The sequence below is a fragment of the Peptostreptococcus sp. MV1 genome, assembly GCF_000758885.1.
Taxonomy (GTDB): Bacteria; Bacillota; Clostridia; order Peptostreptococcales; family Peptostreptococcaceae; genus Peptostreptococcus.
On the sequence record NZ_JRNB01000004.1, the window covers coordinates 1 to 12,156 of the forward strand.

A 12,156-nucleotide genomic window follows, 5' to 3' on the forward strand; every position below is an offset into this window, starting at 1 on the left:
TTTAGCGTTGGGAGAGAATTTTTTCTCTCACCAACGCTAAATATTATACAACCATTTAAAAATGCTAATCTCTATATGTTAACCCTCTCAGGAGTCTAATTAGTCTTGCTCAATCAGGCCGTAGCCTCCGTCACCTCTCCTGTATACTAGGCAAACTTCGAATGTATCTTGATCCTTGAATAAGAAGAAGTCATGTCCTAATAAGTTCATCTGCAATACCGCCTCTTCAGCTGACATAGGTCTAAGGTTGAACCTCTTTCTTCTTTCAAATACTAGTTCTGTGTCTCCTGGTATACTGTAAACGTCTTCTTCAACTAGATCATCAAAGTTTTCAAACCTAATTGTTGAGCTTCCAGCTCCCCTAGTCTTGAACTTATTCTTGTACTTTACAATCTGTCTATTTAACTTGTCACTTACAAGATCTATTGCTGAATATAAGTCTTCCTGCACTTCTTCGGCCCTTACTACATGACCGTTGATATTATCAAGAGTAACCTCTACCTTTTGTTTCTCCTTTTTATTTGCACTTACTGTAACTCTTAGTTCTGCCTCAGGATTAAGCATCTTTTCCAACTTGCTAAACTTCTTGTCGATATAGCCTGTAATACCTTCAGTTAATTTGATTTTCTTTCCAGATACTGTTATTTTCATAAAAACAACTCCCTTCGGTATAGACTGATTATTCAATCTATTTATTTCTTATTTTAAGTATAGTCTAGTCTTATGTTTAATTAAAGTCTTTAATTTAGATTTTTTTTGTTGTATAATGGACATAAGGGCGAGTTTTTATGAGACTCGCTCTTTTTTTGTAAAAAAGAGGAGGCCAAGCCTCCTCCAAAAGTTTCTAATTATTTATAAGATTATGGTTATATAAGCTTATTAAACTAGCTCTACTAATTTCTAAAGAGAGTCCTTAGATCCTAGTACAGTGTCTATCTTACCAAGAACAACGTTCTTTATAGCATCCCTACCAGCGCCTAGGTACTTTCTTGGGTCAAATTCCTTTGGATTTTCTGCCATGAACTTTCTGATAGCTGCAGTCATTGCAAGTCTTAGGTCTGTGTCCATATTGATCTTACAAACAGCCATTTCAGATGCCTTTCTTAGCATTTCTACTGGAACACCCTTGGCACCAGCTATGTCACCACCGAACTGGTTGCAAGTAGCAACAGCGTCCTGGTCAACAGCAGATGCACCGTGAAGTACGATTGGATAGTTAGGTAGCTTAGTCTGGATTTCTTCTAGTATGTCGAATCTCAACTTAGCTTCACCCTTGAACTTGAAGGCACCATGAGAAGTACCAATAGCTATAGCTAGTGAGTCAACACCAGTTCTGTTGACAAAGTCAACTGCCTGGTCTGGTTCAGTATACTTGTGAACATCAGATGTAACATCATCTTCAGTACCAGCTAGTACACCTAACTCAGCCTCAACTGTAACATTCTTTGTATGTGCATATTCAACAACCTGCTTAGTGATAGCTACATTTTCTTCATAGTCAAGATGAGAACCGTCTATCATTACTGAAGTAAATCCAGCATCTATACACTTCTTAGCCATTTCAAAGTTTGGACCGTGGTCTAGATGTAGGGCACAATCAACTCCGATTTCTTCTGAAGCAGCCTTTACCATCTCAACTAGTGTATCGATACCTGCATATGATATAGCAGACTTTGAAGCCTGGATTATAACAGCAGAATTTCTTTCCTTACAAGCCTCTAATACACCCTGTAACTGTTCCAAGTCACTGATGTTAAAAGCTCCTATAGAATATCCACCTTCATATGCCTTCTTGAACATTTCTTTAGTATTTACTAATGCCATAATTTCCTCCTTATAAACTTTTAAAACTTACCCATCATTCATATTATACCAAAAAAATTGGCTAATACACACTTTATTTTTTAAATAAAACCTATTCCAACCTATATTTATTTCTTAGAGGTAGAGATAAACCATTATATCCTTTATCTGCCTAGCCGTATCATTGAAGCCTAATTTGTAGAGCTGGCCTAGCTTTTCTAGATCTCCCTCCATCCTATTTACATCCATAGCCACTGATGGGCTGATAACATATAGCTTCTTCTGGGAATTTAGTATTGTAATTTCGTCGCACTGCCTATTGTAGTCCCTATCGCTATTTGCTAATGATTCAGCAAATTCTGGATAGGCCTTGTAGACATTGCTGGTAATCAGGTGGTTTGACTTAACCTTTTTCCTAAATGAACTAGGCCTTGTCCTAACTACTATAATTTTTTCATAACCCTGGTCTAGAGCCCACCTGTAAGGAATCTTGTCACTACAGCCACCATCTAAATATGGCACTCCATCTATCTCCACCATTTTTGATACAAATGGCAGACTGGCAGATGCACTTACAGCATCGTAAATCTTTGGTCCCATCTCATCCCTGTCAAAGTACTCCGGCCTACCAGTCAGACAATTTGTAGCAACAGCCACAAATTTTTGTCTAGGATCAAAGAAGGATTCTTCATCAAAGGCCTCTTCATCTATATGGTTCATTACAAAGTCAAAACCTACTACACCCCCATTGTTTCTGATGGCCTTGAGACCTATATACCTACTATCATGTCTATATGTAAGGTTGACCCTAGCTGCACGACCAATCTGACCTGATACATAATTCATACCATTCATGGCGCCTGCAGACACACCTATCGTACACTCTGCATTTATGCCTGCTAACATAAGGGCATCTAAAACGCCTTCTCCGTAGACACCTCTAAAGGCCCCTCCTTCAAGAACTAAGCATACCTTGCTAATCTTATCTGTAGCCCTTCCCCTTGGTATTTTATCTATATTTGAAAATATTTTCTTATTCATAACTACCTCCCTTCTTACATTATAAACCTACTTTCAATTTTACTATATTCAAGTCCATTAATCAAATTTATAGTAATATTCATCTAAATATGCTATAATTACTAAGGAATATGGAAAATAATATAATTATTTAATAAGAGGTGGTTTTTTGAGAAAATTTATATCTAGAATACCCCTACCAATCACGGCCTTGACCCTGGCTTGGGTTATTTTAGGAAATATATTTAAGGGTTTAATCCCTTTTTTAAGCGATATGTGTATGATAGTAGCACTTATACTGCTGATACTAACAATTGTCAAGATGTTCTTGAATCCCGTTAGTTTCTACACTAGTTTAAAATCACCTGTAGGTCTGTCCCTCTTCTCGTCTTTCCCAATGTCACTGATAATGATAGCGGTATGGATGAAGGAGCTATTTGACAAGGCCAACCTATATTTTTGGGTAGCAGGTGTAATCATTCAGACGGTCATTTTGATCATATTTACAATTAAATATGTATTTAACTTTAGGATAAAATATGTCTTCCCTAGTTGGTTTATGGTTTATGCGGGCTTGGGTATGTCTGCTATTACATGTAGAGATTTCGGTATGGAAATATACGGCAAGGCGATCTATTTTTATACGGTATTTATCTCTATCATATTGATAGTCCCTGTCTTGATTAGATTTTTCAAGAGAGATACTACTATAGCTGCTAGACCCTTGATATCACTAATGGCAATACCATTAGGTATTATTCTGCCTGCCTATGCAGGTCTGTCTACGAGCGTATCAGCCCAAAAACTATGGATTATGTTTATAGTTTTGCAAGCAATGTTAGTATTTGTGATTATTAATATGATACTTCACTTGTTTGATGGTTTTTTCCCTAGCTGGTCTTGCTATGCTTTAGCAGTTGCAATAATAGCCTATGCTTCAAAGTTTTTCTTGGCCTACCTAATAGGTCACAAAATGGACAATGACATACTTACCTATATAATTTATGGGGAATATGTCTTGAGCTTTATAGTTGGAGCTTTTATGCTTCTAGCCAATTTTATTAGTATCTTAGAGGACCCTGAGGTCCACAAGAAGAAATTACTTGAAAATACGCAAAGACTCAACATGCACGAATTAGAGAAAAAACTAAAGAAAAATGAAAAAAGACAAAAAAAGGCTAGTAAAAAATCTACTAATAGTAGCCTTGTAAATAAGAAAGTAGATAATACAGATTCAAAAAAGGATGACAAGAAAAGTACTTATAATTTGGAAGACCTAATAGATTAGTCTTCCTAGTCAAGTGAATTTGTAAGTCATAATAGGCAAAGATTATAGACTTAACTAAGTCAAAAAAAAGGCTAAACCTTCCTTCCAAGGGAAATTAAAGGTTTAGCCTTTTATATTTTCTACAGGAGTATCTCCCTAATTTCATCCCAACTAGATACCCTAGTAATATTTTCACCATCTACCCCCCTGTTGTACATGGCATCCATGAGTATCACCTTGTAGCCTGCCTCAGATAAATTGACTGCATTAGAAGGATCGTCTTCTAAGAAATAGTCACAGGCCAATTTTTCAGCCATGGCAACCTTGCCATCATTTCCACTGATAGAAAAGATATCTGTATAATTTATATCCTGCTTGTCTATCCAGCTATTAGTTACATGGGCTATGGCACTACTCCTTGCAGTCACTATATATACCCTATCTCCTCTGTCATATAGGTCATTGACCACTTCCCTAGCTCCATCTACCAGGCTGTTCTCCCAGTAAATATCGGTATGAATATGGTCGAAGTTCTTGTACATTTGACTATGCTCAGGCCCATATGTATCATTCCAATCTATTGATGTATAGTCCTCAATACCCAAATTTTTACCTGTAAGCTTGTTCAAATAGGGTATAAAGAAGTAGGGACTCGTCAGTGTTCCATCTATGTCTACGCATATATTTCTAGCCATATATTCCTCCTCGATTACTCAACTACTACTAGGTATCCAAACTATCTTATAGTCTAGACTAGCAATATTCTTATGTAAACTGTCTTATATTCTATATTTTCAGCTTGCTAGCTGTCACTCAAGTCTTCAATCAGACTCAGCTTAAAATCCAAATAGTCACACGATACCAGGTGGTAGGACACACCATCATGTATTCCTTTCAGTCCAGCATCAAAACTCTCCTTGCCATGTAAGTGACCATATATCACATACCTTGGCTTGTACTTATTGATTACATCCATATAGAGTGAAGACTCAAATTTTTCATTAGTTGGTGGGTAGTGGAGGATTACTATATAGTCCTCATACCCAGCCTTCTTGGCCCCCTCTAAGGATAATTCCAATCTTTTTGCCTCTCTCTTGTAGATTACCTCATCCTTGTCGTCAAACTTGACCTCGTTTGGACTCAACCAGCCCCTGGTTCCGCATAGGGCATAGCCACCTAGCTCATGGAAATTAGTATTCATAAATACCATATCATGACCATATAGCTTGTTTAGAGCAGTAGCTGTAGTCCACCAGTAGTCGTGGTTGCCCCTTATAAAGTACTTCTTGCCTGGCATCCTGTCTATCTGGTCCAGGTCGACTTGGGCATCTCTTAGCTTTGAGGCCCATGATATGTCCCCGACAACCAGTACCACATCTTCATCAGTAACCCTGGCCGACCAATCTTCAAAAATTTTCCTATCATGCCCATCCCAATGGTCACCAAATACATTCATTGGCTTGTCTACGCTTCCAGATAGGTGGAGGTCTCCAATTGCAAAAATTTTCATCTTTCCTCCTATCACATATTAACCCTGGTCTTGCTTAGGATTTCATCCAGTTCTGCCTTTAACTCAAGCAGGGATTTTATATTTCTAGACCTAGAAATCTCATTCATCTTCATCCTGTAGGTATAGTAGTTTTCACCATCGCCCAGCTCTTTCAGCTTGTTGACCCTAGTGTATATATCGGTCATCACATATTCCTTTTCTGTGAATAACTCCTGGGCCTTGATTATTTCTTCCCTAATCTCACCCATCTCCTGGTCAAGCATAAAGGCTGCATCCGCTGCCCTCTTCAACCTATAGGCTAATTCATCTGGTATATAGTGGTCATATTTATATTTTAGAGAATGCTCTATAGTAGCCCAAAAGTTCATAGAAAGGGTACGAATTTGTATTTCACACTGGACTTCCTTTACCCCATTTATAGTATTGACCGGATACATGACTATGAGGTGGTAGCTCCTGTAACCACTTTCTTTGGAATTATTTATATAGTCCTTCTCCAAAACTATATGCATATCATTTCTATCCTTAATGATATTCACGATTACATAGATGTCCTCTACAAACTGACACATTATTCTAATACCTGCTAGGTCTTCTATTTCCTCAATATTGTCTATATCTAGCTTTTTCATCTTAGCAAGAGCCGAAGACAGTTTCTTGGTTCTGCCAGTAACAAACTCAACTGGAGAATGCTGCTTGGTTTCTAGATAATCTTTCCTTATATTTTTGAACTTAATTTTTAACTCTTCTACTGCATATGAGTAGGGTCTAATTATCTCTAGCCACTGTTCGTATTCCATAAAATCACCTAACTTCCTATCTTTATTAATTATAATATGAATCTATGCTACATTTTACTAATCTAGGCTATTTGTCCTTTAACTTGTAGTAGAGTCTATTATCTTCTACCAAAAATTCAATTACATCTTCATCTAAGAGGTAAGATACTACCGCATTAAGGGCATTTCTATAAATCATATATGCCACATAACTAAATGGCAACTTATTCCTATCTGCTACAAATTTTTCCAACTCATCCATAGTTATCTTATCTTCCATAGCCTCTAGGACTACACTTATCATCCTCATAAGTGCCTTGTGGTTTTCATTGGCAATCTCCAAGACCTCGCGCTTGGAATAGGTACTACGAGAATGTCCTAGGACGCCAATCTCAAAATCAACCAACCTCAACCTGTCAAGCGACTCCATCTGTCCGCTATAGCTATGCATAAACAAAAAGTCAAACTTGTCCAGAGAGTTCTTTGTAATTAGTAGGTCTGATATAAAAAATACACCATCATCAGTAACGACACCTATGGAACCTTCCGTATGACCACAGCAATTTACAATCCTAAAGTCATGGCCAGATAGATTTAGGACCTGACCTGGATATACAGTCTCGTCCACCATCTTTATATCTTCACTGGGCCTAGCTATGCCTAGGTAGTCTTCAATAGTTTTTTCTAGATACTTTGACCTAGTCCCACCAGTCAAATAATCCATATAATGATAGGGATTCTCCGCATATACCCTTGATGCCGGCGACGAATATATCTTGGCATCTGGAAAGGCCTTCTTTATTTGGTAGTTACCACCTATATGGTCCTCATGCTCATGAGTATTTATTATATATTTAATACTTATCTTGTTTTCTTTAAAAATTGCTATCATATCATCCTGGCGCTTACCTGCTAGACCTGTATCGACTAGTAGGGCATCATTATTTTCAAATATGTATACTCCTGTATTTGTCCCACCCTTTATCAAGTGGGTATTTCCCTTTATATTTCTTAGCTTCATTCTTACACCTATTTTAAACCCTTTAATCCATCACTAATTTTTCTTACCCTATATATTTTATCATACCTAGTCCCAATTTGCATTATATCTATTTGACATTGTCAAACTTGGCGTGGTATATTTAAATGTACGAATATTTTGATACAAAAATTTGATTTTATATGAAAGACAAAGGAGGTAATGCTATGAATAGATATACTAAATTTATAAATATGATGGGCAGTTACTACACAAAAGACTTCGAGAAAGAAAAGAAAAATATAATAAAAGTTAGAGAAGTTAAAGAAGAAACTGTAAGGAAGTTTTTCCTACAGGGTGACTGTGAAGTACTCGTTGTGTTTGAAGATACAGGCAAGGAAATTTTGATAGATGATTTTTCATCAGAAGAAGATATTAAAAAGTACTTGGGCAAGTCATTTATAAAAAAATAAAGCAGGCTCCCCTCTAATTTAAGCTTGCTTGAATCAATAAATATTATATGAGATCGTCGGCTGGACTCTTTGAGGTCCAGTCTTTTATTTTGACAAAAAGTAAGACAGAATCTCGGGGGATGAGATTCTGTCTTGGGGGAGATTGAGTATTTTAATTTATTATGTTTGTATTATCTATTTGCCCATTTTTTCCGTTTCTAAACACATAAATCAAAAAAATATAAAATTTTTTATTTTTTACCCACTCCTACAAAGGTCCACTAGACTAATGATTTTTTTCTTCTTGTATTTCATTTAGGTAGTTATAAATAGTATACCTAGATACACCCAGCTGTTCTGCTATATAAGGAACACTCTTTTGTATCTTAAATACACCTGCATTTTTAAGATTCCTAATCAATGTAATCCTGTCACTCTTATTCATGCCAACTATTTTCTTGTCCATTTTCTCCAATTCTATCTGGAATTTTTGTTCTACTAGTTCACCGCTATCAAATACGTCAAACTCATCATAGGCCTCGTCTCCCATAGACAGGAACTTCTTCAAGTGAGACTGAATCATTGTCAAATCATCACAATCGTAGTTTATGCAAAAGGATATATTTCTGCCAAATGCACTAGTAACTATTGTAGAGGACTTTATTTCCTTCTTTATCCTCTTATTAGCCTTTTTGTAATTTATATTATAGCCCCCCCTGCTCCTCTCTATTAATTCTTCTGACCTTGTTGATAAGGGATCTCCCGGTTTTCTACCAGTTACATGACCGTTATATATGGATAAAATTGCATTTTCAGGATCATCCAAGTCCGACACTACCACTTCACAATTGCTACCAAACATTTCTGATATTATCATAGCCATAGCATCTAAATAACTCAAAAATGTATCAAAATCATCTACTCTTCCACTGTAGTCATTTATAGTCATAATACATTTGCCACCTTTCATTTATTTTTATATATTAAATCTAATTTTAGGTCTATTAATTATAACATATATTTTTACATAAAGAAAAGATTTGATGAAAAGTTGACAAAAAATCAATTGTCTAGAAAGTCATAAAAGTCATCATTACCCGACTCTACAAAGTCAAATAAGACATTCTGTTCGAACTCCATACTATCTACTAGCCTGATATCATTCGCCATGCTATCTTTGAATACACATTCTACAAAGGCCCTAGTATCCTCATCAAAGCTGGCCAGATAAAGTATACCCTCCGTCACAAAAACGTTAAACATAAGGTCGTTGTTAATCAAATAAACATCGCTGTCAAGGTGGGAATTATCCTGATAATACTGGGTAAATAAGATTCCATTTTCATAAACCAGTTCCTGGACTGCTGGATAAATTTTCCTAATCTTATCAGCCAATAAATTTACATCATTATCATCTTCCATCACTTGATAAATATCCACTATTTCAGGCTTGGCTATCATGTTGAAAACTTCAAAATCATATATAGGCTCCTTGTTCATAACCATAAAGGACCTCAACCTATATTTTTTGGGCTTGTCATAGTAGGCCAACTTGTCTTCGGCTATGTCCTCATGCTCTATATTTACCACTATATCTGCAAGATAATAGCCGTCAATATCTTCATATATGGCCTTGCAAAGATACCTATCCTGGGTCTTTTTCTCTATGGAATTATATAGTAGGGCACCATTAATCTGACTAATATGACTGGCTGCTACCAAATCACTTCCGGAGTAGTGCATTAGGCCATCCTTGTCCCTGGCTACAAACCTCATAATCATATAGTTTACAAATTCGTATTCTGACTCCATTTCCTTGCACAGGCTATCAAATAGTTCTTTTTTATCCACAGATTCCACATGATAACCTGAATAAAATGTCTGGTAGACCTGGTCAAATCCATCTGGTAGGGGCTTATTATACCATTCATTTTTTCGTCTGTACTTTTTTACTAGGTAGGCTGCCTGGTCTTCTGTCAGGTCTATATTGTTGCCACCCAGACCACCGTATTTTTTCCTGTAGAAAAGCTCTCTTGAATCCTCATCCATCCCCTTTAATACATAGAGGTCTGATATGCCCAAGCCCTCCGCATCTAGCATAAATACATGAGATTCTATACTATCGTCTATACACTGGTCTTTTGTATCACTATCGCATATTTCCTCACCTATCATAGCCTTTCCTGGCTCCTTATCTATGTCAAACACCGACCACTCTACCATCAGCATCATGGTACCCATCAGTCGGGTATTGCTACAAAAAGCTCTCTTAAACTTCCTCATACTACCTCCTAATTTTTCTACTTATACTCTATTATAAGGCTTGGCCTATCTTATATCAAATAATTTTGTAAATTGTGGTTTCTATGCTTTTTTGGTATAATAAAGCATATATGAGAGGAGGTCTTATAATATGGCTAATATAGCAGCTTTTTTTGATATAGATGGTACCCTGTATAGGGATTCTCTTTTAATTGAACATTTCAGAAAATTGATACAATATGACCTGATTCACAAGAGGGAGTGGTCCGAACAGTTGGAAACTACCTACATGAATTGGGAAAAGAGGCAGGGTAACTACGATGACTACCTACATGAAATATCAGACCAATATGTTGAGGCCTTGACTGGACTGGACAAGTCATCAATAGACTTCGCCAGTGACCAAGTAATCAGGCTCAAGGCTGACAGGGTCTATAGGTATACAAGGTCAAGAATAAAATGGCACCATGAACAGGGCCATAAGATTATATTTATTTCTGGTTCTCCAGACTTTTTAGTATCTAGGATGGCTGAAAAATATATGGCCAGTGACCACATAGGCAGCAAATACTTTGTGGAAGACGGCAAAATGACTGGGGGTGTATCACCTATGTGGGGCTCTGAGAGCAAGGACAAGGCCTTACAGTATTTTATAGATAAACATTCTATAGATATGGAAAAGTCCTATGCCTATGGAGATACAAACGGGGACATAACTATGCTCAAAAGAGTAGGTAACCCCATTGCTATAAATCCTTCTAGAGAAATGCTCCATCAATTAAACTTGGACGACTATCTAAGAGAAAGGGCCCTAGTTATTATAGAAAGAAAGGACGTCATATATCAGGTACCTACATCTGTTCTTCATATAGAGGATTGTTGCTGATAGCTTAGATATGTGACTATCTCTTTCTGATTATTTTGGACAGCTTGTCAATATAGTATATGATAAACTGGCTCATGGCCCTGTCATATACTAGAAAAGCAAGATTATACACAAGTAGGGCTAGTGGAATATAATCCATGACCAGCTTGTCTATGACCACAAACTGCTTATAGACTAGGTACAAGACTAGCAGGGCTAGGTTGGCATATAAGAGCTTGAGTCCTAACTGTATCTTGAAAGACTTGACATTTTCTACTAGGGCCTTTACTAGGGGATAGCTAGAAAATGTCAGCAAATATGTCACAAAGTGGAGTTTATTATTTATTAGAACAAAGGCCAGGATGAGCCCTGCTAATACATACAGGCAGGCATCCCTCAGGCCAAATTCTACAACCACTATCATGGCTGGCAGGCCTGCTAATACCAAAAGAGCTATGGTATTAGTCGGTATATAGTTCACTAAAATATATATTATTGCATTAAAGGCTAGGAGGATACCCATTAGGGATATCTTCCTAGCCATATTATTTCTATTATTATCTTTCGTCTTGTTAGACTCTGATACTTTCATATTATCACCTTGAATCTTTGGTCCTCTTGGTCTATCTTCCATAAGCTTCCTCCCTTGCTAACAACAAGTTATCAAGTCTCCACCCATACATTCACAGCAACTATCAGCACACCACAATGTACAACAAGTATCACAACAGTTACCTCCGCAGCAGCAACAACCTGAATTATCTAGGTTATTTCTAGACCTATTGTAATAGTCTGCCCTTTGATTGTAGTTTGATCTGTCATTTATGTAATTGTTGTAGGCATCTTCAAATTCCCTGTTACCAGGCTCCATAAACTTGGCCCTCTTGATATAGTCCTCGCCTTCTTCGTAAAAACCAAGATTCATTGCAGAGACACCCCTCAAAAAGAACCATTCTGCATCCCTATCCTGGAAGTTGTTCATAGTGTCATAGCACCTCCTATAGTCACCTCTAGCTAGTAGACTCCTAGCATATGAATAATCGTTGTAGCTCGCCATAATAATCCCTCCGATTTATTGTACAATTTATTATCTAATAAGATATTCCTATCTTAAATACTCTTATCTATTATCCAAAATAAATATTCTTGTAGCCCACTTGTTACTAATCGAGTAGGGAGGACTTTCTCCTCCCTCTCACACCACGGAGCGTGCCGTTCG

14 protein-coding genes are annotated in these 12,156 nt (G+C 37.0%); 3 read left to right on the forward strand and 11 right to left on the reverse strand.

Translation table 11 applies throughout. The features are described 5' to 3' along the window. Positions 1-99: 99 nt before the first annotated feature. From hpf to HMPREF1639_RS00725, 3 genes are all read right to left on the reverse strand, one after another. Positions 100-651 carry a ribosome hibernation-promoting factor, HPF/YfiA family gene (gene hpf, locus HMPREF1639_RS00715; RefSeq protein ID WP_036762200.1) on the reverse strand — a complete coding sequence of 184 codons (552 nt, stop codon included), beginning with the start codon at positions 649-651 and terminating at the stop codon, positions 100-102. Positions 652-900: 249 nt separating this feature from the next. Beyond that, positions 901-1,824: a class II fructose-1,6-bisphosphate aldolase gene (gene fba / locus HMPREF1639_RS00720; RefSeq protein ID WP_036762203.1), complete on the reverse strand. Its 924-nt coding sequence runs from the start codon at positions 1,822-1,824 to the stop codon at positions 901-903. Between the two features lie 114 nt (positions 1,825-1,938). Continuing rightward, positions 1,939-2,844 (reverse strand): patatin-like phospholipase family protein, encoded by a 906-nt coding sequence (locus HMPREF1639_RS00725; protein ID WP_036762204.1) that lies wholly within the window; start codon positions 2,842-2,844, stop codon positions 1,939-1,941. A 148-nt stretch (positions 2,845-2,992) separates the two neighbouring features. On the opposite strand from HMPREF1639_RS00725, the gene HMPREF1639_RS00730 reads away from it, so the two are divergent. Further along, positions 2,993-4,111 (forward strand): hypothetical protein, encoded by a 1,119-nt coding sequence (locus HMPREF1639_RS00730; RefSeq protein WP_036762206.1) that lies wholly within the window; start codon positions 2,993-2,995, stop codon positions 4,109-4,111. A 119-nt stretch (positions 4,112-4,230) separates the two neighbouring features. On the opposite strand, the gene HMPREF1639_RS00735 is transcribed toward HMPREF1639_RS00730, so the two are convergent. The 4 genes from HMPREF1639_RS00735 to HMPREF1639_RS00750 all read right to left on the reverse strand — a co-directional run bounded on the left by HMPREF1639_RS00735 (position 4,231) and on the right by HMPREF1639_RS00750 (position 7,400). Beyond that, the gene (locus tag HMPREF1639_RS00735) at positions 4,231-4,785 is read right to left on the reverse strand and encodes a 5' nucleotidase, NT5C type (protein ID WP_036762207.1); all 555 of its coding nucleotides are present in this window, start codon (positions 4,783-4,785) and stop codon (positions 4,231-4,233) included. A 107-nt stretch (positions 4,786-4,892) separates the two neighbouring features. After that, the gene (locus HMPREF1639_RS00740) at positions 4,893-5,600 is read right to left on the reverse strand and encodes a metallophosphoesterase (RefSeq protein WP_036762208.1); all 708 of its coding nucleotides are present in this window, start codon (positions 5,598-5,600) and stop codon (positions 4,893-4,895) included. Between the two features lie 11 nt (positions 5,601-5,611). Then, positions 5,612-6,400, reverse strand: a complete 789-nt coding sequence (locus tag HMPREF1639_RS00745) for a GTP pyrophosphokinase (protein WP_036762210.1) — start codon at positions 6,398-6,400, stop codon at positions 5,612-5,614. A gap of 67 nt (positions 6,401-6,467) precedes the next feature. Beyond that, positions 6,468-7,400: an MBL fold metallo-hydrolase gene (locus HMPREF1639_RS00750; RefSeq protein WP_036762212.1), complete on the reverse strand. Its 933-nt coding sequence runs from the start codon at positions 7,398-7,400 to the stop codon at positions 6,468-6,470. A gap of 185 nt (positions 7,401-7,585) precedes the next feature. Here HMPREF1639_RS00750 and HMPREF1639_RS00755 point away from each other — a divergent pair, with 185 nt between their 5' ends. Continuing rightward, on the forward strand, positions 7,586-7,831 hold the full coding sequence (locus tag HMPREF1639_RS00755; protein ID WP_036762214.1) for a hypothetical protein: 246 nt from the start codon (positions 7,586-7,588) through the stop codon (positions 7,829-7,831). Between the two features lie 265 nt (positions 7,832-8,096). Here HMPREF1639_RS00755 and HMPREF1639_RS00760 read toward each other — a convergent pair whose 3' ends face one another. After that, complete coding sequence (locus HMPREF1639_RS00760; protein ID WP_036762217.1) at positions 8,097-8,759, reverse strand: helix-turn-helix transcriptional regulator; 663 nt, start codon at positions 8,757-8,759, stop codon at positions 8,097-8,099. A gap of 113 nt (positions 8,760-8,872) precedes the next feature. Then, positions 8,873-10,093 (reverse strand): hypothetical protein, encoded by a 1,221-nt coding sequence (locus HMPREF1639_RS00765; protein ID WP_036762219.1) that lies wholly within the window; start codon positions 10,091-10,093, stop codon positions 8,873-8,875. Positions 10,094-10,223: 130 nt separating this feature from the next. Between HMPREF1639_RS00765 and HMPREF1639_RS00770 the strand changes: the two genes are divergently transcribed. After that, positions 10,224-10,958 (forward strand): HAD family hydrolase, encoded by a 735-nt coding sequence (locus HMPREF1639_RS00770; protein ID WP_036762222.1) that lies wholly within the window; start codon positions 10,224-10,226, stop codon positions 10,956-10,958. Between the two features lie 16 nt (positions 10,959-10,974). Here the strand turns inward: HMPREF1639_RS00770 and HMPREF1639_RS00775 are convergent, their stop codons facing one another. Then, positions 10,975-11,571: a hypothetical protein gene (locus tag HMPREF1639_RS00775; protein WP_052045362.1), complete on the reverse strand. Its 597-nt coding sequence runs from the start codon at positions 11,569-11,571 to the stop codon at positions 10,975-10,977. Between the two features lie 15 nt (positions 11,572-11,586). Further along, complete coding sequence (locus HMPREF1639_RS00780; RefSeq protein ID WP_156955919.1) at positions 11,587-11,994, reverse strand: tetratricopeptide repeat protein; 408 nt, start codon at positions 11,992-11,994, stop codon at positions 11,587-11,589. Positions 11,995-12,156: the final 162 nt, after the last annotated feature.